General features: G+C 68.8%; 23 protein-coding genes. 11 read left to right on the top strand and 12 right to left on the bottom strand.

The features are described from left to right. From ROJ8625_RS21190 to ROJ8625_RS10480, 3 genes are all read left to right on the top strand, one after another. A complete protein-coding gene (locus tag ROJ8625_RS21190; RefSeq protein ID WP_200813304.1) occupies positions 1-390 on the top strand; it encodes a hypothetical protein in 390 nt (129 codons plus the stop codon). Next, on the top strand, positions 387-3,083 hold the full coding sequence (locus ROJ8625_RS10485; protein ID WP_085791827.1) for a sensor histidine kinase: 2,697 nt from the start codon (positions 387-389) through the stop codon (positions 3,081-3,083). The genes ROJ8625_RS21190 and ROJ8625_RS10485 overlap by 4 nt, the downstream gene beginning before the upstream one ends. A gap of 91 nt (positions 3,084-3,174) precedes the next feature. Then, positions 3,175-4,359: a FliM/FliN family flagellar motor switch protein gene (locus ROJ8625_RS10480; protein ID WP_085791826.1), complete on the top strand. Its 1,185-nt coding sequence runs from the start codon at positions 3,175-3,177 to the stop codon at positions 4,357-4,359. On the opposite strand, the gene ROJ8625_RS10475 is transcribed toward ROJ8625_RS10480, so the two are convergent. Beyond that, complete coding sequence (locus ROJ8625_RS10475) at positions 4,356-4,787, bottom strand: protein tyrosine phosphatase family protein (protein ID WP_085791825.1); 432 nt, start codon at positions 4,785-4,787, stop codon at positions 4,356-4,358. The genes ROJ8625_RS10480 and ROJ8625_RS10475 overlap by 4 nt on opposite strands. A gap of 284 nt (positions 4,788-5,071) precedes the next feature. Here ROJ8625_RS10475 and ROJ8625_RS10470 point away from each other — a divergent pair, with 284 nt between their 5' ends. Together ROJ8625_RS10470 and ROJ8625_RS10465 are read left to right on the top strand one after the other, a co-directional pair. After that, on the top strand, positions 5,072-5,299 hold the full coding sequence (locus tag ROJ8625_RS10470; RefSeq protein WP_085791824.1) for a hypothetical protein: 228 nt from the start codon (positions 5,072-5,074) through the stop codon (positions 5,297-5,299). A gap of 143 nt (positions 5,300-5,442) precedes the next feature. Further along, positions 5,443-7,428: an enoyl-CoA hydratase-related protein gene (locus tag ROJ8625_RS10465; protein ID WP_159456750.1), complete on the top strand. Its 1,986-nt coding sequence runs from the start codon at positions 5,443-5,445 to the stop codon at positions 7,426-7,428. Positions 7,429-7,434: 6 nt separating this feature from the next. Here the strand turns inward: ROJ8625_RS10465 and ROJ8625_RS10460 are convergent, their stop codons facing one another. Continuing rightward, positions 7,435-7,650 carry a hypothetical protein gene (locus ROJ8625_RS10460; protein WP_085791822.1) on the bottom strand — a complete coding sequence of 72 codons (216 nt, stop codon included), beginning with the start codon at positions 7,648-7,650 and terminating at the stop codon, positions 7,435-7,437. A 122-nt stretch (positions 7,651-7,772) separates the two neighbouring features. Here ROJ8625_RS10460 and ROJ8625_RS10455 point away from each other — a divergent pair, with 122 nt between their 5' ends. Further along, complete coding sequence (locus ROJ8625_RS10455; protein ID WP_085791821.1) at positions 7,773-8,033, top strand: DUF2312 domain-containing protein; 261 nt, start codon at positions 7,773-7,775, stop codon at positions 8,031-8,033. A gap of 27 nt (positions 8,034-8,060) precedes the next feature. Here ROJ8625_RS10455 and ROJ8625_RS10450 read toward each other — a convergent pair whose 3' ends face one another. The 4 genes from ROJ8625_RS10450 to ROJ8625_RS10435 form a co-directional block, all read right to left on the bottom strand. Next, on the bottom strand, positions 8,061-8,786 hold the full coding sequence (locus ROJ8625_RS10450; protein WP_085791820.1) for a YkgJ family cysteine cluster protein: 726 nt from the start codon (positions 8,784-8,786) through the stop codon (positions 8,061-8,063). Further along, entirely contained in the window at positions 8,783-9,664 is an 882-nt protein-coding gene (locus tag ROJ8625_RS10445; RefSeq protein ID WP_085791819.1) for a hypothetical protein, read from the bottom strand. Before ROJ8625_RS10445 ends, ROJ8625_RS10450 begins: the two co-directional genes overlap by 4 nt. 89 nt (positions 9,665-9,753) lie before the next feature. Further along, positions 9,754-10,056 (bottom strand): FtsB family cell division protein, encoded by a 303-nt coding sequence (locus tag ROJ8625_RS10440; protein ID WP_085791818.1) that lies wholly within the window; start codon positions 10,054-10,056, stop codon positions 9,754-9,756. A gap of 100 nt (positions 10,057-10,156) precedes the next feature. Next, entirely contained in the window at positions 10,157-11,344 is a 1,188-nt protein-coding gene (locus tag ROJ8625_RS10435; protein ID WP_085791817.1) for a phosphoglycerate kinase, read from the bottom strand. 139 nt (positions 11,345-11,483) lie between these two features. On the opposite strand from ROJ8625_RS10435, the gene ROJ8625_RS10430 reads away from it, so the two are divergent. After that, positions 11,484-11,990: a peptidylprolyl isomerase gene (locus ROJ8625_RS10430; RefSeq protein ID WP_085791816.1), complete on the top strand. Its 507-nt coding sequence runs from the start codon at positions 11,484-11,486 to the stop codon at positions 11,988-11,990. After that, positions 11,983-12,531 (top strand): peptidylprolyl isomerase, encoded by a 549-nt coding sequence (locus tag ROJ8625_RS10425; RefSeq protein ID WP_085791815.1) that lies wholly within the window; start codon positions 11,983-11,985, stop codon positions 12,529-12,531. The genes ROJ8625_RS10430 and ROJ8625_RS10425 overlap by 8 nt, the downstream gene beginning before the upstream one ends. Here the strand turns inward: ROJ8625_RS10425 and ROJ8625_RS10420 are convergent. Continuing rightward, positions 12,521-13,447, bottom strand: coding sequence for a GNAT family N-acetyltransferase (locus tag ROJ8625_RS10420; RefSeq protein ID WP_085791814.1), 927 nt, complete (start codon positions 13,445-13,447; stop codon positions 12,521-12,523). The two genes, ROJ8625_RS10425 and ROJ8625_RS10420, sit on opposite strands and share 11 nt — an antisense overlap. 38 nt (positions 13,448-13,485) lie before the next feature. Between ROJ8625_RS10420 and ROJ8625_RS21470 the strand changes: the two genes are divergently transcribed. Then, positions 13,486-13,620, top strand: coding sequence for a hypothetical protein (locus ROJ8625_RS21470; protein ID WP_268794693.1), 135 nt, complete (start codon positions 13,486-13,488; stop codon positions 13,618-13,620). A 16-nt stretch (positions 13,621-13,636) separates the two neighbouring features. Here the strand turns inward: ROJ8625_RS21470 and tyrS are convergent, their stop codons facing one another. Next, positions 13,637-14,890: a tyrosine--tRNA ligase gene (gene tyrS, locus ROJ8625_RS10415; protein ID WP_085791813.1), complete on the bottom strand. Its 1,254-nt coding sequence runs from the start codon at positions 14,888-14,890 to the stop codon at positions 13,637-13,639. A 93-nt stretch (positions 14,891-14,983) separates the two neighbouring features. Between tyrS and ROJ8625_RS10410 the strand changes: the two genes are divergently transcribed. Beyond that, positions 14,984-16,102 carry an anhydro-N-acetylmuramic acid kinase gene (locus tag ROJ8625_RS10410; protein WP_085791812.1) on the top strand — a complete coding sequence of 373 codons (1,119 nt, stop codon included), beginning with the start codon at positions 14,984-14,986 and terminating at the stop codon, positions 16,100-16,102. Between the two features lie 105 nt (positions 16,103-16,207). Here the strand turns inward: ROJ8625_RS10410 and ROJ8625_RS21465 are convergent, their stop codons facing one another. From ROJ8625_RS21465 to moaA, 3 genes are all read right to left on the bottom strand, one after another. Further along, positions 16,208-16,336, bottom strand: a complete 129-nt coding sequence (locus ROJ8625_RS21465; protein ID WP_268794692.1) for a hypothetical protein — start codon at positions 16,334-16,336, stop codon at positions 16,208-16,210. 30 nt (positions 16,337-16,366) lie between these two features. Further along, positions 16,367-17,284: a hypothetical protein gene (locus ROJ8625_RS10405; RefSeq protein ID WP_143535090.1), complete on the bottom strand. Its 918-nt coding sequence runs from the start codon at positions 17,282-17,284 to the stop codon at positions 16,367-16,369. An 840-nt stretch (positions 17,285-18,124) separates the two neighbouring features. After that, the gene (moaA, locus tag ROJ8625_RS10400) at positions 18,125-19,132 is read right to left on the bottom strand and encodes a GTP 3',8-cyclase MoaA (protein WP_085791810.1); all 1,008 of its coding nucleotides are present in this window, start codon (positions 19,130-19,132) and stop codon (positions 18,125-18,127) included. A 76-nt stretch (positions 19,133-19,208) separates the two neighbouring features. Here moaA and ROJ8625_RS10395 point away from each other — a divergent pair, with 76 nt between their 5' ends. Further along, the gene (locus tag ROJ8625_RS10395) at positions 19,209-19,715 is read left to right on the top strand and encodes a hypothetical protein (protein ID WP_085791809.1); all 507 of its coding nucleotides are present in this window, start codon (positions 19,209-19,211) and stop codon (positions 19,713-19,715) included. A 3-nt stretch (positions 19,716-19,718) separates the two neighbouring features. Here ROJ8625_RS10395 and glmS read toward each other — a convergent pair whose 3' ends face one another. Continuing rightward, a complete protein-coding gene (gene glmS, locus ROJ8625_RS10390) occupies positions 19,719-21,533 on the bottom strand; it encodes a glutamine--fructose-6-phosphate transaminase (isomerizing) (RefSeq protein ID WP_085791808.1) in 1,815 nt (604 codons plus the stop codon). Position 21,534 lies beyond the last annotated feature (1 nt).

Genomic DNA, 21,534 nt, shown 5'->3' with positions numbered 1-21,534 from the left:
ATGGCCGGGCGCGGCGCGCCGCTCGTATTCCTCGAGCGGCGAACCTATCGCCAGCGCCGCCTGCGCGACGCGGCGCGCCTTCTGCCGGTGCTCGGTCTCTTCGCCTGGACGGTGCCGCTTCTGTGGCCGCGCGGCGACGCCGCGCCGGGGACCGCTGCGGCGCTGACCTATCTCTTCGCGGTGTGGGCGGCGCTGGTGATCGCGGGGGCGAGCCTTTCGGTCCTGCTCTCGCGCGGTGTCGACGACGACGAGCCGGGCGAACGGCCCGCGCCGGGCTTCGGCGCCGCACCATTCGTGCCCGAGCCCGCCACGGACCCGAAGCCGTCGGTCGGATCAGACGGAGCGGCCCGCACGCCCGGCGCGGGCGCAGGCGGAGAGGGCCGGCCGTGACGACCCTCAACTCGCTCGCGGCGGTCTGCCTCGCCTACGTGTTCTTTCTGTTCGTCGTGGCGTTCGTGGCCGAACGGCGCGCCGCGGCCGGGCAGGTGCGCTGGCTGCGTTCGGCGCTGGTCTACACGCTGTCGCTGTCGATCTATTGCACCGCATGGACGTTCTACGGCGCGGTCGGCTCGGCCGCGCGGTCGGGGCTCGAATACCTCTCGATCTACCTTGGCCCGAGCCTCGTGATGATCGGGTGGTACTGGCTCGTGCGAAAGCTGGTGCGGATCGGGCGCAGCCAGCGCGCCACGTCGATCGCCGACCTCGTGTCGGCCCGGTACGGCAAGTCCAACACGCTGGCGGTGCTGGTGACGCTTCTCGCGGTCGCCGGCACCACGCCCTACATCGCGCTGCAGCTTCAGTCCGTCACGCTGAGCTTCGCGGTCTTCGCCGCCGCCGATCCCGGCGCCGCTCCGGACAGCGTGCGCCCCGATACGGCGACGGCGTTCTGGGTCGCGGTCGGGCTCGGCCTATTCACCGTGATCTTCGGGACCCGGAACCTCGACGCGAACGAGCGGCATCACGGCGTGGTTATGGCGATCGCGGTCGAGGCGGTGGTCAAGCTGGTCGCGCTCCTGTCGGTCGGCATCTTCGTCGTCTGGGGCCTTTCGGGCGGCGTCGCCGACACGCTGGCGCGGATCGACGCCTCCGAACTCGGACAGTGGAACGTGGCGGGCGGACGCTGGGCCGGGATTACCTTCCTGTCGGCGGCGGCGTTCCTGTGTCTGCCGCGGATGTTCCAGGTCCTGGTGGTCGAGGCCGGAGACGAGGCGCATCTGCGCGTCGCGAGCTGGGCCTTCCCGCTCTACCTGCTTCTGATGTCGCTCTTCGTGGTGCCGATCGCGGTGGTCGGGCTCGACCTACTGCCGGCGGGGTCCAACCCCGACCTGTTCGTGCTGACCGTCCCGCTGAGCCAGGGCCAGGAGGGTCTCGCGGTCCTGTCCTTCCTCGGCGGCTTCTCCTCGGCGACGTCGATGGTGATCGTGGCGGCGATCGCGCTGTCGACGATGGCGTCGAACCACATCGTGATGCCGATCTGGCTGCGCCTGACCGGCGCGGGCGGGGCCAGCGTGTCGGGCGACGTGCGCCACGTGGTCCTGACCGCACGGCGCGTGTCGATCGCCGCGGTGGTCATGCTGGGCTATGCCTATTATTCGCTCTCGGGTGGCGGCGCGGCCCTGGCGGCGATCGGGCTGGTGTCGTTCGCCGGCATGGCGCAGGTGCTGCCCGCGCTTCTCGGCGGGATCTTCTGGCGCGGGGCGACGCGCACCGGTGCGCTCGCCGGGTTGGTGACCGGCTTCGCGCTCTGGGTCTACACCCTGTTTCTTCCGTCGCTCGGCAGCGGGGTGCTGTCGCCCGAACTTCTGGCCGAGGGGCCGCTGGGGATCGAATGGCTCCGGCCGCAGGCGCTCTTCGGGATCACCGGGCTCGACCCGCTCCTGCACGCCATCCTGTGGTCGATGTCGCTCAATGCGATCGCGTTCTTCATCGGCTCGGTGCTGTCGTTCCCGACGCCGCTCGAACGGCTTCAGGGCGCGCAGTTCGTCAACGTGTTCCAGCATTCCCCGGGCCCGCGCAGCTGGTCGGCCGGCGTCGCGCAGACCGAGGACCTGATGATCATGGCGCAGCGGATCCTCGGTGCGAGCGAGGCGATGGCACTCTTTGCCCGCGAGGCCCGCGCGCAGGGCGCCCGGGGCGACCTGCCGGAGCCGACGCCGGAGTTTCTCGAGCTTCTGGAGCGCGAGCTTGCCGGGTCGGTCGGCGCGGCGACGGCGCACGCGATGGTGGGCCAGATCGTCGGCGGCATGTCCGTGTCGGTCGAGGACCTGATGGCCGTGGCGGACGAGAGCGCGCAGCTCATGGAGTATTCCGCCCGGCTCGAGGCGCAGTCCGAAGAGCTGTCGCGGACCGCGCGGCAATTGCGCGACGCCAACCAGAAGCTGACGCGCCTGTCGGTGCAGAAGGATGCTTTCCTCAGCCAGATCAGCCACGAGCTTCGGACTCCGATGACCTCGATCCGGGCCTTCTCGGAAATCCTGCGCGACAGCGACGCGCTCGACGCCGCCGCGCGCATCCGCTTTGCCGCGATCATCCACGACGAGGCGGTGCGTCTTACCCGGCTGCTCGACGATCTCCTGGACCTGTCGGTGCTGGAAAACGGCCGGGTCAGCCTGAACGTCCGGGAAGGTCGGCTGGTCGAGGTAATCGACCGCGCCGTGGCCGCCGCGAGCGCCGGAACCGAGGGCGCGACGCTGTCGATCCGGCGCGACCGCGCAGCGGAGGACGTGGCGCTGGAAACCGATCTGGACCGGCTTGCGCAGGTGTTCATCAACCTCGTGTCGAATGCAGGCAAGTATTGCGAGGCGGAGCGACCCGAACTGACGATCCGGGTGCGCGACGCAGGAGACCGGATCCTCGTCGATTTCATCGACAACGGCACGGGAATCGCTGCGGAGGCGCGCGACACGATCTTCGAGAAGTTCAGCCGCATCGCCGAGCAGAAGGCCGGTGGCGCCGGTCTCGGACTCGCGATCTGCCGCCAGATCATGACGCGTCTCGGCGGGACGGTCGGCTACCTTCCCGGACAATCCGGCGCGGCGTTCCGGGTCGAGTTGCCGCGACGCGTTGCGATGGCCGCGCAGTAAGCGCGACGAGGCGCACAGCAAGAGCTTGGTAACCTCGGTCGGCCATAACGACGGCGGTGAGGACGGGCGAGACAGACACCGATCGGGCCAGATGACGGACAGCGCTGCACAGAAGGTGCTCAGCCGCAAGGCGCAGGCCGCGCGCCGCGCGATCGAGGCGCAGGGCATGTCGGTCGAGAAGGCCCTCCGCCGCGCGCTCGCGCGCACGGCGGAGGAGGCGTGGAACCTCGCGCTGATCGCGCGAGACGCACGCCGGTCCGGCGCGGATCAGGACGACGCGGCGGCGCGGTTCGAGGGGGCGGATCTGATCCTGCTGCTCGATGGTCCTGACGGCGCGCTGGGCTTCGCGCTTCTCGATCGGCAGGCAGTGACCGCGCTCGTCGAGGTTCAGACCCTCGGCATCGTCACGGACCTCGCCGTCGACGACAGGCGGCTGACGCCGACCGACGCGGTCATCGCCGCGCCGCTGGTCGACGGCACGCTGTCACGCCTCGCGGCCTATCTCGGCCGCGATCCGGTCGCCGCGCAGGTCGAGGGTTATCGCTTCGGCGCGATGGTCGAAGGTGCGCGGGTCGCGGCAAACCTTCTCGGGGCGCCGCGATACCGTGTCTTCGAGGCCGAGATCGAGCTTGGCGCGCTGCGCATCGGACGCTTCGCACTCATCCTCCCGGCGCGGCGCGTCGAATCGCGCGACGTGCCGGACGCCGGTGGCGACGCCACGCCGCATGCCGAGTTGATGCTGTCGCTGCCGGCGCAGGTCGATGCCGTGCTCTGTCGCATGCGCCTGCCGTTCGCGCAGGCCGAGGCGCTGGCGCCGGGCGCGCTTCTGCCGCTGCCGCCGGATGCGCTCGGCCGGGCCGAGCTTGTCGCGGCCAGCGGGCACCGCATCACCACGGGGCGCCTCGGCCAGATGAATGGCCAGCGCGCGATACGGGTGACGCGCGGAACGGGCGCCCGCGGCGACCAGTCGCCGCGCGAGGAAGACGGCGCACCGGGTCCGGCGCAGATGACCGGAGGGGCGGTACAGATGCCGGAGGTCTCGGGCTGGACGGGCAGTGAAACTTCGGGCGATCCTGACCCGTGGCAGGCCGCAGGCAGCGCGCCGGAGCATTTACCGGAGGCCGAACCGGACCTGCCGGACCTGCCGCCGCTCGATTTCGCGTCGGCCGAGTTTGATCCCGGTGCAATCGAACCGGGCGAGGGCCATGTACAGGGCGACGAGACCGAGGGGTTCGCGATGCCGCTCGACCTTTCGGTGAGCGGCGACGACGACTAGGCGCCCTTGCCGCCGGCGGAGTCGAGTGCCGGCTTCAGGCCGGAGAGGTCGTAGCCGGCCTCGCGCGCCGTGGCGAGGATGTCGTCGGCCGGCATGGTGCCGGCCTGGCCGAGCGCCCAGACCACGGTGCAGCGCGTGCCCGACGCGCAATAGGCGAGGACCGGGCCGGGCGCGGCATCGATCAGCGCCATTTGCCGGGCGATGTTGTCGGGTGTCATCGTTTGGTGCGTCAGCGGGTGATCCTCGAAACCGAGACCCGCCGCGCGCGCGGCATCTGAAATCGCCTGTGCCTGGTGGGACGGCGGAACCTCCGCATCCGGCCGGTTGCAGATGATCGTCGTGAATCCAGCCTCCTTGAGCGCGGCGATGTCCGCGGCATCGATCTGGGGCGAGACGTGGTAGCGGGGCGTGATGCGGCGAATGTCCATGAGCAGATGGCTACTGCGCGCGCGCCATCGTGTCGAGACCCGAGCGGGTGCGCCGCCAACGGGTCAACCGGCTCCGGTGCCATCCGCATCGGCGGGCGCCCGCCTGCGGATTGGGCCGATGCCGCGAAAACCGGCATGACTCCCGCCCCGATTGCGCGTGATGTCTTGATCGGTCGTGACGCGCGTCCGATATTTGATCCAGGTCATCGCGCGCCGTGCTGGAAATGCCAGACTGCCCTCGGCGCGCGCGACCATCGGCGCGCAATGCAAGGGGAGGTGCAGCGATGCCACACGCGGCTCAGAAGCGAAACGATCTCGAGGCACGTATCGACGCGCTCGGCCAGGCGCTCGCCCGGACGGATCCGGCTACGCGCAAGGCGATGCTCGGCCGGCTCGAGCGGGTTCTCGACGAGAGCCTGCGGCCCCGTGCCGTGACGCCCCATGCGGCAGAGGCCGACGATGAGGCGGTCGAGGACGAGACCGAACGGCGCTTCGACAACCTGCCGATCTGACACGCTTCAGGGCCGCTGTCGCGGCCCGGGCTTGCCTGATTCGCACAAACGTCGTCTAATGCTGGCGAGCGTGCCCGGAAGAGGTGCGCCGCAGAGGCAGACCGGGCCGTTCGGCCCGGCACGGCGGACCCGAGTGCGGGCAGGTGACGGGCTTGATACACGTCTCGATCACGGCGGGCGTGGCGCATGTGGCGCTGGACAATCCGCCGCTCAATACGCTCGTCGCGGAGTTGCGCGCTGCGCTGATCGCCGCGCTGGAGCGACTTTCACACGATGACACTGTCAACGCGGTCGTGATCTCCGGTCGCGGACGGGCGTTTTCGGCGGGTCTCGACAACTCCGATCACGACGCCCCGCCTCAGGCGCCGAGCCTCTCCGCGCTGTGCCGCGCGGTCGAGGAGGCAGACAAGCCAGTCGTCGTGGCGCTGCACGGCACGGTCATGGGCGGGGCGGTCGAACTGGCGCTCGCGGCGCATTACCGCGTGGCGCAGGCCGGCACGCGGCTGGTCCTGCCGGAAATCAAGCTCGGGCTGATGCCGCAGGCCGGAGCGACCCAGCGCCTGCCGCGGATGCTCGGGGCCGGCGCGGCGCTCGACATGCTGCTGACCGGAGCACCGCGCGTGCTTCAGCCCGGCGTGCCAGACGCGATCGTCGAACAGATTGTAGACGATGCGCCCGAGGCGGCAGCCGAGGAGGCGGCGCGGCAGCTGGCCGCAGAGGGCGGGCCGCCACCGCGCACCTCCGAGCGCGGCGACATGCTCCTCGGCGCCACCTACCAGGCCGAGATCGCGGAGCGGCGCGCGGCGCTCGACCCGCGCCTGCCGGAGGCCGCAGGGCATATCGTCGAGGCCGTCGAGGCCGCGCAGCTTCTGCCGTTCGAGGCCGGCCTCGCGCTGGAGGAAGATTCCTACGAGACCTGCCGCATGTCGGAGTCGGCGCGGGCGCTGCGTCATGTCTTTGCCGCCGAGACACGCGCGCGCGATTTCGGGCTGCCGCCGGGCCTTGCGCCGCCACGGATCGAAACCGTCGGCGTTCTCGGCGGTGGGCTCCTTGCCGCGCACGTGGCGATCGCGACGCTCGATGCCGGTCTCGCCGCGCGGTGGGGCACCAGGGATCCGGAGGCCCTGCGCCAGGGCGTGTCGCGCATTCGCGCTCACTACGAGCAGCAGGTCGCGGCCGGACGCCTCTACGAGGCGGAGGCGAGCGCACGGCTGGACCGGCTGGCGCTCGGCACCAGCGAAGAGATGTCGCAGGGGACGGATTTCATCGTGCGCGCGGCGCGCGGGCAGGGTGGCGTGCCCGCCCCGCGCGACGTCGCGCGGGCGCAGGCGGTGCCCGGCTGGGTCGAGGGGCTCGGCCTGCGCTTTGCGGCGCCCGCAACGACGCAGCCTCTGCTTGAGGTGATCGAGGGGCCGACCGCGTCGAGTGCCGAGCTTGCCGCCGCACGCGCCTTCGCGCTGGCGCTTGGAAAGGTGCCGATCCGCGTGATGTCAGACGGTCTGAGCGCGACGGGCCGGCTGGTGGCGGCGCTTCACCGTGCGGCCGATGCGCTGGTCGACGCCGGCGCCGCGCCGGAGGCCGTTGACGCGGCGGTGCGCGAGTGGGGCTGGCCGCGCCCGCCGTTCGAGTTGCGGGACGCGACCGGCATGGCCGAGCTCGTGTCCGCCCCGCGTGGCGACGGGGCCGAGAACTGGTCCGCCCGCATGGTCGAGGCCGGGCGCACCGGGCGGGCCGAGGGCCGGGGCTTCTACGATTACGGCGTCGACCGGGCCCAGCCGATCCCGTCGGCCGAGACCGCCGGGCTGATCGATGCGGTGCGGCCCCGGCGCGAGATCGCGCCCGCGCAGATCCGCGACCGGATCCTGGCCGCTTTGGCCAACGAGGGCGCACGCATGATCGAGGACGAGATGCTGCGCCGGCCGCTCGAGGTCGATCTGGCCTGCGTGCTCGGGCTCGCGTTTCCGCGCGCGCGCGGCGGCGCGATGATGGCAGCAGAAATCGCTGGAATGTTCCGGGTCAAGCGCGTGCTCGAGACGTTCGATCACGGCGACCGAGAGTTCTGGGATCCGGCCCCGCTCTGGGGCGAGCTTGTCAAGAACGGGCTCGGCTTCTCCGCGCTGAACGCCTGAGTAGGATCAGCCGAGAAAGATCCCCAGGATCACGACCATCAGGCCGATCATCGACAGGAACAGGGCGCCCAGGTTGAGCGGCAGAACCCGGCGCATCACCTCGCGCAGCTCTGCGTCGGGAAGGTTCGCCCGGCGTGCCCGCTGCACGCGCACGATGCACAGGACGAGGCCGCACAGGCCGACGGCGGACAGCAGCGCGCCGCCCCAGATCAGCATGTCCATCGGCGGTCTCCCTCGCGGCTTCGGATCGCGCGGGCGGTAATCCATTGCCGGTCGCGCGGCAACCCCTTGCGAGGGCCGCGGCCTGCGCAGTATCCGGGGCGCCTGAGACACGAGGACAAGACATGCAGGACAGTGCCCCCACCGACAATTACGGCGTTGCCGCTGGCGAGCTTCGCCAGTTCATCGAGCGGTTCGAGCGGCTCGAGACCGAGAAGAAGGAAATCGCCGACCAGCAGAAAGAGGTCATGGCCGAAGCCAAGGCCCGCGGCTACGATACCAAGGTGATGCGCAAGGTCATCGCGCTGCGCAAGCGCGAGCCCGACGACATCGCCGAAGAGGAAGCCGTGCTGGAGATGTACAAGAGCGCGCTCGGCATGGGCTGACGCGCGACGCGCCGCCGGGCGCCGCGGTCAGTCTCCGGCGAGGCGGCCGCGCTCGTCGTCGAGCACGCGCGGCTTGTGGCGCGCCTCGCGCAGCGCCGTGGCGAGGTCGCGTCCCTCGACCGCCGCGGCGGCGATGCGGGCGAGCGCGTAGGTCGGGACCGTGACCGCACCGGCCAGCAGGGCCCGGCCGGCGGCCTGCACCGTAAGGTAGAGCCGCTGTGCGCCGAGCGTGCCCGGACCGGGCGCCGGGACCCCCTCGGCCACTTGCCGGCAAGCCTCCGCATCGGGCGACAGGTAGGTGCGGCAGATCATCGGTCGCGCGTCGTACGCGCGGCACATCCGCGTTTCGGGGTCGAGCGAGGGGCAGGCGCGGGCGCTCCACTCGCGGCCGTCGGGTGCGCCCGAGAGCGGCGCCAGGGCCGCGTGCAGCCGCCGCGCCTCTGCCTCGAGAATGACCCCGCCGTCGTCGCCTGCGAGAATGCAGCAAAAGGCGCAGCCAGGGGCACAGGCGGCCTCCCGGATCGCGGGTGCGCCGTCCTGCGCGGCGAGGTCCGCACCGCCGATCCGCACGGCCGGAAGGCCCGCCTTCATCTCTCTCGCGACGGTATCGAAGTCCTGTCCGTGCGCCTCGGCGGTTTCGAGGTAGAGCCCGAGCAGTCGCTTGGCGCGCTCGGCGTCAGGGCCCGAGAGGCGCAGGCGCGCGAGGCGCGCGCGCAGATCGGCGACCGTTCGGGGACGCTTGGCGGCGCTCACGGCGCGATCAGGGTCACGCCGTGCATCCGCTCGATCTCGGCGAAGTCGGCGTCGTAGCTTTCGCTCAGGATCTCGATCCGCTCCTCGGTCCAGCCGGGCACGTCGAGTTCCTCTTCGATGGCCTCGTCGAGCGCGTACTTGTCGAGGAAGGCGACCATCACGCGGCGTTTCTGCCGCTCGGTCATGTCCGGATGCCGCGCGAGGTATTCGCGGAACCGCTTCATGCCCTCGGGCGCCATGATCTCTGACAGCAGGTCGAAGCCGCCTTTGATGCGACGATTGAGCTCGATCCCGGCCATTTCGCGCAGGATCTGGCCCCAGATGATCGGCGTGTCCTCGTTGGCCCATGTGGTGATCGGCACGTCGGGATGCGCGCCGCGCAGCCGCCGCAGAAGGTCGGACCAGCGGAATTCCTCGGGGATCACGCCGTCGAGAAATGCCTCGAAATCGTCCTGCGGCGTTTCCGCGAACACCGCTGGCAGGAACGTGGCCGGATCGCGAAGGCCGATGAAGAGCTCGATCTCGTCGCCGGGAAACAGCTCCTTCAGCGCGCCGACCCGCTGTTCGGCCCACGGGTAGAGAATGCCGCCGCGCAGCGCGAGCTTCGGCACGCAGAAAAAGTTCCGATTCGACAGGACCATGCGGTCCACGTGCTGAAGATCGTCGGTGAGGATCGTCTCGAGCAGGACATCGCGCGCCTCGGGCGCGGGCGCACCCCGGCCGAGTGCCTGCACCGCGTCGTTGAGCAGCGTGCGGTACCGGCTGGGGCCGGGCACGGCGACGCCGTCGGCGCGCCAGTCCTCGGCGTTGCGCGTCAGGCCGCGCAGCAGCCTGTCCTCGTCGGTGGCATGCGCGCCGGTATGGAGGATCACCTGCATGGTCGGATCTTTTCGTTTCGGCGCACTTGGCCTACTGAACCGGTCCGCCGTCGTCAAATTCCATTCTGGGGTAAGGCGTGGGCGCGCCGTCAGCGCACCACCACCTCGTCGGTGCGGATGAGGCCAAGGACATCGCGCGCCTGCTCGTCCAGAAGGTCGAGATCGAGATACGTGTCCGACAGGCGGCGGGTCAGGTTCTCCATCCGCGCGACCTCGGTTTCGAGGCGCGCCAGCTCTTCGGCCTGCGCGCGGGCTTCGCTCTCGATCTCCGCACGGCGGAACAGGCCGTAGTCACCCTGCACGGCGGCAAAGGTGAAGTAGGCGCCGATGACAAGCGCGCCGGAGAAATAGAGAAGTGCGCCCAGCGCCGGGCGATGTCTGCGGTTGGTCATGCTCTGCCTCGATGCGCCTCTGGGACGGGCGCTTGCCTGCGGGACGATGGCACAGCGCGCGGGCGAAGGGAATCGCGCACGCGCCGCAGCCGGACCGGTGTTACCCGAGTGCCGCAACCCCGGGCAGGGTTTTTCCCTCCATCCATTCAAGGAAGGCGCCGCCGGCGGTCGAGACATAGGTGAAGTGATCTGCCGCTCCGGCGCGGTTGAGCGCAGCGACCGTATCGCCACCGCCCGCGACGGACACCATCTGACCGGCGCGCGAGCGTTCGGCCGCGTGCGCCGCGGCGGCGTTGGTGGCGGCATCGAAGGGTGCGATCTCGAACGCGCCGAGCGGGCCGTTCCAGATCAATGTCTCGGCCCGGTCGATCAACTCCTTCACGTGGGCGACGCTGTCGGGTCCGGCATCGAGGATCATCGCGTCCTCGGGGCAGTCCTCGACCTTGACGACCTCGCTTTCGGCGCCCGCCTTGAACTCGCGCGCGACGACGACGTCGCGCGGCAGAAGGATCTCGCAGCCGGTGTCCGCGGCCTTGGCGGCGATATCCTTCGCTGTGCCGGTCATGTCGTGTTCGCACAGCGACTTGCCCACGCCGAGGCCCTGCGCCGCCAGGAAGGTGTTGGCCATGCCGCCACCGATGACCAGCATGTCGACCCTCTCGACGAGGTTCGACAGAAGGTCGAGCTTGGTCGAGACCTTGGCGCCCCCGACCACGGCCATGACCGGCCGCTTCGGATCGCCGAGCGCGCGTTCGAGCGCGGAGAGCTCCGCCTCCATCAGCCGCCCGGCGCAGGCGGGCAGGAGGCGGGCGATCGCCTCAGTCGAGGCATGGGCGCGGTGCGCCGCGGAGAACGCGTCGTTGCAGTAGACGTCGCCGAGTGCGGCCATCTCCTCGGCCAGGGCCTGATCGTTCTTCTCTTCCCCTGGATGGAAGCGCGTGTTCTCGAGCAGCAGCACCTCGCCTTCGCCGAGGGCCTCGGCGGCGGCCTCGGCTGCGGGCCCGCGGCAATCGGCGACGAAGACGACCCGCGTGCCGAATGCCTCTTCGAGCGCGGGAACCAGCTGCTGAAGGCTCATCTCCGGCACCGGCTTGCCCTTGGGGCGGTCGAAATGCGCCAGCAGGATCGGCTTCGCGTTCGCGTCGAGGATGTCGCGGACCGTCGGCACGATACGCTCGATCCGGGTGGCGTCGGTGACCTGTCCGTTCTCCACCGGCACGTTGATGTCGACGCGGGTCAGCACCCGCTTGCCGGCAAGATCCATCTGGTCGAGCGTCTTCCACGCCATCGGTCGTCCTTTCCTCGGTCTCTGCGCGCCCGCGATCCTTGGGCGCCCCCGTCGCGCGCGTCAACACGCGCATGCGCTTGAGGTGGCCGGGCGGCGGCTGTAGTCAAACCCGGACAGACCTTCATGGGAGAGACGCCGCATGGCCGAGATCAAGGACCCCGAGAACACCATCGTGATGGAGCTGAAGGACGGCACCGTCACGATCGAGCTTCTGCCCGACGTGGCGCCGCAACATGCCGCGCGGATGAAGGACCTCGCGCGCGCCGGCGCCTACGACAACGTGGCCTTCCACCGCGTGATCGACGGCTTCATGGCCCAGACCGGCGACGTGGCGCACGGCAACATGGAGAAGGATTTCAATATCCGCATGGCCGGAACCGGCGGGTCGGACCTGCCGAACCTGCCGGCCGAATTCTCCAAGCTGCCGCACGATCGCGGCACGCTCGGCGCGGCACGCTCGCAGAACCCGAACTCGGCGAATTCGCAGTTCTTCATCAATTTCAAGGACAACCACTTCCTCAACGGTCAGTACACGGTCTACGGCCGGGTCATCGAGGGGATGGAGCATGTCGATGCGATCACCCGCGGCGAGCCGCCGGCGAACCCCGACCGGATGATCAGCGTGAAGGTCGCCGCAGATGCGTAAACTCATGATCGCCGCGCTCGTCGCCGCGGCCGGACCCGCCGCCGCCACGGGCATCGAGATCGACGTCGCCGGTGAGGCCGACGGCACGATCACCATCGACCTGTTCGAGGACGTTGCTCCCGAACATGCCGAGCGCATCGCCGCGCTGGCCGAGGAGGGCGCCTACGACAACGTGGTGTTCCACCGCGTGATCGAGGGCTTCATGGCGCAGACGGGCGACGTGGAGTTCGGCCAGATGGGCAGCGACATGCGCATGGCCGGCCGCGGCGGCTCGGACCGGGCCAACCTGCCGGCAGAGTTCTCGGACCGCTCCTTCGGCCGCGGCACCGTCGGCATGGCCCGGTCGCAGAGCCCGGACAGCGCCAATTCGCAGTTCTTCATCATGTTCGCGCCGGCGCCGCATCTCGACGGCCAGTACACGGTCGTGGGCGAGGTCACCGATGGCATGGACGTGGTCGACGCGATCAAGCGCGGGCAGGGCCCGAACGGCGCCGTGACCGGCCAGCCCGACGTGATGGAAGAGGTCCGCGTCATCGACTGACGCGATCGCATTGCCGCGCCGCGCCGCGCGATCCGCCCCGCGGCGCGGTGTCCGCCTCGTCCGGCCAGGCCAGCCGGGCCGGAAGGCGGCGCGCGAGCGGCGCGCTCAGCGGATGATGGAGCCACGTGCCGCCCAGCTTGCACGCCGCCGCGCCGGTGCCCAGCTTGAACCGTGCGAGACCCGGCGCGTGCGCCGAGTCGAGCGTGCCGAGATCGAGCCGGGCGAACCCCCGACCGGCACACCAGCGCATCGCGCGCCACAGGACGGCGTTCATGGCGTTCCGCTGCCTCCCGGCTCGGGTGCTCACGCCGATCTGCCAAGTCGCGCTGTCGCCGTGCAGCAGGATCAGCGCCGCCGCGAGCGTCTCCGTCCCGTGCATCGCGGTGACCAGCCGTGCCGCGCCCGGATTGGCCGCCGCCCAGGCGGCGCCGAGCGCCGGCGGCCAGCCGCGATAGCCCCGGGCACGGGCCTGCGCCGCCTCCGCCGCCAGCAGCCAATGACTGGGATCGGCTGGAAACACGCGCAACCGCGTCGTCACCTCTGCCTGCCGCGCGGCGTTCAGGCGATTGCGCCATTTCTGCTCCATCCGCGCGCGCATCTCCGGCTCAGGACCGAGCGTGAGCCGCGCGGCGACAGACGGCGTGAGAAGTGGCCAGAAGCCCGCCTGCCGCCAGCCTGCGGCGGCGTCGGCGTTGACCAGCAGCGTCCCCGGCCGCGTCTGCGCGGCGTCGAGCCAGGGTCCAGGGGCCGGCGCGCCCGACACCAGCCGCAGGCGCCCGAGCGCCGGAACGCGGCGCACCGTTTCTGTCCAGGCCGTCCCGCACGCGGCGCGCGACCGTTGCACCGGCCAGCCCATCTCGCGCGCGGCAGCGAAGAACTCCTCCGATTGCTGGAACGTCCCGACCATGGCCCGCATTAACGCCGGCTTAGGTCAAGGCGGTCTTAATACCCGGGATGAGACACGACGCGCCACCGCCTCGGCCGACGCCCGCCGCCGCCCTGCTGGTGGCGCTCGTGCTATCGATGCCTTTCGCGCTTCTGGCGCTGGCCGACCTTCTGTGGTGGCTGGTGGCAGGCGGGCGCGTCTAACCGCGCCCGCATCCTCTCACTGCGCGAGCTTGACGAGCGCGTGACGCTTCTTGCCGGCCGAGAGCTTGACCGGCGCGGCCAGCGCGCCGGCGTCGAGGACAAGGCCCGGATCGGTCAGCGCCGCGTCGTCGATGCGCGCGCCGTTCTCGGCGATCAGCCGCTTGGCGTCCTTGCCGGACTTCGCGAGGCCCGCGCGCACCAGAACCTGCACGATCGAGATGCCGTCGGCGACGTCCTCGGGCGCAAGCTCCAGCGTGGGCAGGTCGTCGCCCGCGCCGCCACGCTCGAACACCTCGCGCGCGGTCGCCTCGGCCGCCGCGGCCGCCTCCGCCCCGTGGCAGAGCGTGGTCACCTCGTTGGCGAGGATCACCTTTGCCGCGTTGATCTCCGACCCGCCGAGCGCGCCGAGCCGGTCGCATTCCTCGATAGGCATCTCGGTGTAAAGCTTGAGGAACCGTCCGACATCGGCGTCGGTCGTGTTGCGCCAGAACTGCCAGAACGCGTAGGGGCTCAGCAGATCGGCATTGAGCCAGATCGCTCCGCCCGCCGACTTGCCCATCTTGCGACCGTCCGAGGTCGTCAGCAGCGGCGTCGTCATCCCGTAGATCTCGTGGTCGAGCACGCGGCGCGTCAGATCGATGCCGTTGACGATGTTGCCCCACTGGTCCGAGCCGCCCATCTGCAGCACGCAGCCATAGCGGCGATTGAGCTCCAGGAAGTCGTAGGCCTGCAGGATCATGTAGTTGAACTCGAGAAACGACAGGGATTGCTCCCGATCGAGCCGCGACTTCACGCTCTCGAAGCTGAGCATACGATTGACGCTGAAATGCCGGCCGATGTCGCGCAGGAATGCGAGGTAGTTGAGGTCGTCGAGCCATTCGGCGTTATCGAGCATGAGCGCGCCGTTGCCGCTCTCGCCGTAGTCCAGGTACTTGGCGAAGACCTGCTTCATGCCGTCGATGTTTGCGGCGATGTGCTCGGGCCCCAGAAGCGGCCGCTCGTCGGACCGGAACGACGGGTCGCCGACCTTCGTCGTGCCACCACCCATCAGCGTAATCGGCTTGTGCCCGGTCTTCTGCAGCCAGCGCAGCATCATCACGTTCAGCAGGTGCCCCACGTGCAGCGACTGCGCGGTCGCGTCGTAGCCGATATAGGCCGTCACCATCCCGCCCGACAGCGCGTCGTCGAGCCCCTGGTAATCGGTGCAGTCGGCGAGATAGCCGCGCTCGATCATCACGCGCATGAAGTCCGATTTGGGATGGTAGGTCATCGCGGCCTCCCTCGCTCTTGTCTGCTCCCGTGGCTATACTTCGCGCCGAGACGACATCCAATCGGATTCCGGGGCAGCGGGGAGCAGGACGAAATGGGCAGGGCACAGGCGATCCGCGCGCTCGGCGCGATGTCGGGAACGTCGCTCGACGGGGTGGACGCGGCAATGGTGCTGACAGACGGGGAAACCGTCTTCGAAACCGGCCAGTCCGCGTATCGCGCCTACAGCCCGGAGGAAACCGCGACCCTGCGCGCCGCGCTCGGCCGGTGGCCGGGCGACGAGCTGGAGGCCGCCGCACGGGTCATCCACGACGCCCATGTCGACGTGCTCTCGCGCTTCGACGACGTCCACCTCGTGGGCTTTCACGGCCAGACGCTGGCGCACGAGCCGCGCGGACGCGGCACGCACCAGCTTGGCGACGGCGCCGCGCTCGCCGATGCGCTCGGCGTGCCGGTGGTCTGGGATTTCCGCTCTGCCGATGTACGGCTTGGTGGTGAGGGCGCGCCGCTCGCGCCGTTCTACCACTTCGCCTGCGCCAGGAGCCTCGAGGCGCGCGAGCCATTGGCGTTTCTCAACCTCGGCGGCGTCGGCAACCTCACCTGGATCGATCCGTCGAAGGATCGCCCCGAGGTCGACAGCGCGCTCCTCGCCTTCGACACCGGACCGGCGAACGCGCCGCTCAACGACCTGATGACCGAGCGGCGCGGCATCCCCTTTGACGCCGACGGGACCTTGGCGGCGACCGGCACGGTCGTCGACGGCGCGCTGGAGCTGTTCCTCGACGAAGGCTATTTCCTCAAGATGCCGCCCAAATCGCTCGATCGCGACGACTTCTCGCTGATGCTCGACCTCGTGCGAGAGCTATCCGACGCGGACGCGGCGGCGACCATGACGGCGATGGTGGCAGCCGCGGTCATGCGCGGGATCGAGCATTGTCCGGTCCCGCCCGCGCGCCTGCTGGTCACCGGTGGCGGCCGCAAGAACCCGGTGATGATGGCGATGCTCGCCGCCGGGCTCGACTGCGCGGTGGAGCCGGTCGAGGCCGTGGGCCTCGATGGCGACATGCTCGAAGCACAGGCGTTCGCCTTTCTTGCGGTGCGGGTGATGCGCGGCCTGCCAACCTCGTGCCCCGGTACAACCGGGGTACGGGCCGCCGTCGGCGGCGGCGAGGTCAGCCGACCCGCGTCATCCCGGGCTGTGCGCCTGGGCTGATCGTCGGGCCGCCTTCGGCGAGAGTATTTGGTCCAAGAAGAAGCCTCGGAGACCCAGCACTTTGCAGGAAATGATGCATCTGCCGAGACACCGGCTGCTGTTCGTCTATGCGAAGAACCCGCTGGCGCGCATCTTCCCGAGGGCGAGCCCCATCTTCATCGCCGGCGTCTCCCGCGTCTTCGACGATCCCATCCAGTTATGGACGAACCTGTAGATCTCGATGATCTTTACCATGGTCTCTGGGTTTTAGAGGTAATGCCGATTTCAGGCCCGATTGTTGTTGCTGGGCGTATGCGCAGGCCGGGATGCGAACCGGACATTCGACCGGACCTTATGGAAATAGGCATCGACGCTGCGCAGCGTTGAAAGACGCATCAGGCGAGCGCGACGATCCGGCGCCATCGCGACTTTATCCGTCAGGGGGCGAATCTGCCTGTTCGGCTCGCTCTTCGTATGGAACGGCCAAGAGAAGGGTGTGCCTGGTATATGGCCGCGCCGCATCTTCTCGATCGCTGCATCTGTTTCATCGATGCGTTGCCGCGCCGTCAGTGCATTGAGCGCCGCTGGCTCCAATCCTGTGGCCGACGCCAGGGAGGCTCGTCCGTCGCCGACCAGCATATTCCTCTGGTTGTTGGACTTGTTCTTGTCGAACCGGACTACGGATACATCGGCTTGACCCTGCTTCACCCACCCGGCGAAGGCCGATACGAAGGCCAGGGCAAGCCAGGGGTCAGCGTCCAGCACGAATACGAACCGTTCGTCACCCTTACCCAGGCAGCGACGCAGCATGAAGGCGTGCGCGATCTGCATGATGTCCTGCCGCATTGGCGCGCCCCGGTGAGGCAGTTGCAGGTCGAAATCGACATCGGGAGCTTCGAGTGGGTGGATGGCCACCTTTCGGGTCATCTTGTTGAGGTATTCCGTGAACTCGATCTCCGACCAAACGCGTGCTTGTCTGCGGAAAGCGCGCGGCAATCCGAAATCGCCATCAGCGATCATGCGTACCTCGATCTCGGGTAGATCCTCTTCCGGTTCGAGAGACAGATGGGCCGACATGATGTAGCCGGTGTTCGCGTGAGCCGAACAAAGATGATGGACGGCTATTTGAGCCCAAATCTTCTTGTTCGAACAGTTGAGGGTGAGGGTCTGCGAGTCTGTCGCAAAGCGACGACCGACGGACATCTTATCGACCTTCTCGAATAGACCCTCTCGCCGCGCGGTGAGATCGACAACGCGATTTTAGATGAAGTCCATCTTGCGATAGACATCGCGCGGGCAGAGCTCGCTGAAATCGGCAATCTTGGAGATCGGAAGGCGTTGGTCAGCATCCATAGCACCTCGCGATAAGCACTACTGCGATGCTGGCGCCGAATACGAGAGCCTACCGAGAAGGAGGTCAGGCACGCCTCGCATTTCCATCGCTGTGCCCCCTTCGCGGTCCATCCGCTCTTACGATACAGATCCGGAAACGAACCCTGGGCCTTGCCGTGGTTCTCGCAATCTCGCTCTGGACACGCGTCTTGTGGCTCGGAGCGACGAAAGCGTCGCCGCAGGCGCCGGTATTCCTCGACGATCGCCGCGTTGTTCTTGACCATCGAGCTCTGACCGCAGGCGCCACACTTGAAACTCTTCTCGTCGGAATCGATTACCGAGCCACGCGGATAGTTCGATTTGACTTTCGTGACAAAAATATCCTCTCTTGTCATGAGGGTCAGGAGCTTCTGCGAAGAGCTCGCATAGCGGATTACGGCAGAAGTTGACGTCGATTCCGAGCCTCGGAGGCGGCAACCTCCGCTTCGGCTCCGGCGAAAATTTCTTCGCGACCTGTTTCATCCGGACTCTCTCGGAAAACAGCACATCTGGTGGCTACCCGTGGAAAGACTGGCCAAAACCTTACCAGACGAAGAGTCCCTGCATCATTTACTGCAAAGGGCTGGCTCGGAGACCGCCCCATTTTCTTCTTGGCAAAAATACTCAATCGACGGCTCGGCCCGAACGAGCCGTTGAACAGGTTTGGCGCCGTCAGCCGCCAGTGTGGCTCATGTGCCGCGAGACCCGACCGTCCACGCCCTGGCGGGAATAGTCGAAATCGTGTCCCTTGGGCTTGCGGGCGATGGCCGCGCGGATCGCGTCCTCGAGCGGCGCGTCGTCGCCGGGATGGTTGCGCAGCGCAGAGCGGAGGTCGGCGTTGTCTTCCTGTCCGAGGCACATGAACAGTTCGCCCGTGCAGGTGAGCCGCACGCGGTTGCAGCTTTCGCAGAAATTGTGCGTGAGCGGCGTGATGAACCCGACCTTCTGGCCCGATTCCTCGAGCCGGACGAAGCGAGCCGGCCCGCCCGTGCGTTCGGGAAGGTCGGTGATCGTGTAGCGCTCGGCGAGGCGGTCGCGCAGATCTGTCAGCTTCCAGTACTGGCCGATCCGGTCCTCGTTGCCGATATCGCCCATCGGCATGACCTCGATCCATGTCAGGTCGATGTCGCGTGCGGCGCACCATTCGGTGATCGAGAACATCTCGTCCTCGTTGAAGCCGCGCAGCGCCACGGCGTTGATCTTCACCCGCAGCCCCGCGCGCTGCGCCGCGTCGATGCCGCGCAGGACCTGGGGCAGGCGGCCCCAGCGGGTGACCCGTGCGAACTTGTTTTCGTCCAGCGTGTCGAGCGACACGTTCACGCGCCGGACGCCGGCAGCATAAAGATCGTCGGCGAAGCGTTCGAGCTGCGAGCCGTTGGTCGTCAGCGTCAGTTCGCGCAGCGCGCCCGAGTCGAGATGACGGGTCATGGAGCGGAAGAATGTCATGATGTCGCGACGCACCAGCGGCTCGCCGCCGGTGATCCGCAGCTTCTGCACCCCGAGCCGCACGAAGGTGGAACACATCCGATCGAGTTCCTCGAGCGTGAGCAACTCCTTCTTGGGCAGGAAGGTCATGTTCTCGGACATGCAGTACACGCAGCGGAAGTCGCAGCGGTCGGTGACCGAGACCCGGAGGTAGTCGATCGGACGGGCGAATGGGTCGATGAGCGGCGTATCCATTCCCAGACGCTAGTAATTCCGGGCGCGAACGGCAAGTATCGGGGCGGAAATCCACGTCGTCAAAAGGTCTTGATCCATGCACGTCCGCTCCGTTCTCGTCCTCGGCCTCGCCGTGTCGCTCGCCGCCTGCGCCCAGATCCGGGACCGGTTCGGCGGACAGGCCGAACCCGATCCCGCGGCTGCGGCGCCGGAGAACGCGGCCGCCGCACCGGCCGCGCCGGTGGAGGAGCGGTTTCCGGACGCGCAGGCGCGCACCGTGGACGATTTCGACCTGAGCACCGAGGACGAGCGCGCGGCCGCGGCCGCGGCGCCGGCGTCGGGTGGCGGCGAGCGCAGTCTTGGCACAACCGTTGCGTCGCTAGGCGATCCGGCGTCGCAGGGATTCTGGCTCGAGACACCGCTCGTCGATACCGAGACCGAGGGTCGGGTCGTCTATGCCGCGACCGGCCAGTCGGCCAACGTCACGCTCCGGCCGATCCCGGGCGAGGCCGGTGCCGGCAGCCGCATCTCGCTCGCCGCGATGCGACTCCTCGAGGCACCGCTGACCGACCTGCCGACGCTGGAGGTCTATGCCGGCGGCTGAGCGTCACTCCACGGTCACGGACTTCGCGAGATTGCGCGGCTGGTCCACGTCGGTGCCCTTGGCCACGGCCGCGTGGTACGCCAGCAATTGGGCCGGGAGCGCGTAGAGCAGCGGTGTCAGTGCCGGTGCGACCTCGGGCAGCGTCACCGTGCGCCAGACGTCGGCGCCGGCTTCCGCCGCGCCGGCGGCGTCGGTGAAGAGCAGCACCTTGCCGCCGCGCGCCATCACCTCGTGCATGTTCGACACGGTCTTGTCGAAGAGCGCGTCGCGCGGCGCCATCACCACCACCGGAACGGTCTTGTCGATGAGCGCGATGGGGCCGTGCTTGAGCTCGCCCGATGCGTAAGCCTCGGCGTGTATGTAGCTGATTTCCTTCAGCTTCAGGGCGCCTTCGTGGGCGAGTGGATACATCAGCCCGCGGCCGAGGAACAGCACGTCGCGCGATTCGGCCACGGCGCGGGCGGCCTCGGCGATGGTCACGTCGCGGTCGAGCCCGGCGTTGAAGAGCCCGGGAAGGCCGCGCAGGTCGTCGAGCGCCTGCGCGAGGTCCTCGGGGGTCATGCGGCCGCGGTCCACCGCCGCCTTGAGCGCGAGCAGATAGAGCACGTTCAGCTGACAGGTGAACGCCTTCGTCGAGGCGACGCCGATCTCGATCCCGGCATGGATCGGCAGCGCGATATCCGATTCGCGGGCGATCGAGCTTTCGGCGACGTTGACCACGGACAGGATGCGATCGGCGCGATCCCGGCAAAAGCGCAGCGCGGCGAGCGTATCGGCGGTCTCTCCCGACTGGCTGACGAAGAGGGCGGTCGTGCCCGCGGGGATCGGCGGTTCGCGATAGCGGAACTCCGAGGCAATGTCGGTCTCGACCGGGATTCCCGCCAGGGTCTCGAACCAGTACTTGGCCGTCAGGCAGGCGAAATAGGCGGTGCCGCACGCGACCAGCGTCAGGCGCTCGGTGTTCGCGAAATCGAGGCTCTCGGGCAGGTCGATCGTGTTGCCGTCCAAATAGGCCGACAGCGCGTTGGCGAGGACGGTCGGCTGTTCCCAGATCTCCTTTGCCATGAAGTGCTTGTAGCCGGACTTGTCGACCCGCGCGGCGTCGATCGACACGGTGCGCGCCTCGCGGTTCACGAGCCGGCCCTCGGCATCGCGGATCTCGATCCGGGCGCGGGTCACGACGGCGCGATCGCCTTCCTCGAGATAGGTGATCCGGTCGGTCATCGGCGCGAGCGCGATGGCATCTGAGCCGACATACGCCTCGCCGTCGCCGTGACCGATGGCCAGAGGGCTGCCCTTGCGCGCGGCGAAAAGCATGTCCTCCTCGCCGTCGAAGAGGAACACGAGCGCGAACGCCCCCTCCAGGCGCGACAGGGTCTTTTCCGCCGCGGCGATGCGATCGAGCCCTTCGGCCATGTAGTACTGGGTGAGGAGGGCGACCGTCTCGGTGTCGGTCTGGGTCTCGAAAGCGGCGCCCATCTCCTGGAGTTCGGCGCGCAGGTTCTTGTAGTTCTCGATGATGCCGTTGTGGACGACGGCGACCGGGCCGGCCTTGTGGGGGTGGGCGTTGACCTCGGACGGTGCGCCATGGGTGGCCCAGCGGGTGTGTCCGATGCCGGACTTGCCGGCCAGCGGCTCGTGGACGAGCAGGTCGGACAGATTGACGAGCTTGCCGACGGCGCGGCGGCGGTCCAGCCGGCCCTCGTTCACGGTGGCGATGCCGGCGCTGTCGTAGCCGCGGTATTCCAGCCGTCTCAGCGCCTCCACGAGGGTGGGCGCCACTTCGTGGGTGCCGAGCACCCCGACGATTCCGCACATT

It is taken from the genome of Roseivivax jejudonensis (genome assembly GCF_900172265.1).
Classification (GTDB): domain Bacteria; phylum Pseudomonadota; class Alphaproteobacteria; order Rhodobacterales; family Rhodobacteraceae; genus Roseivivax; species Roseivivax jejudonensis.
This window is presented reverse-complemented; position numbering and strand designations above follow the sequence as displayed.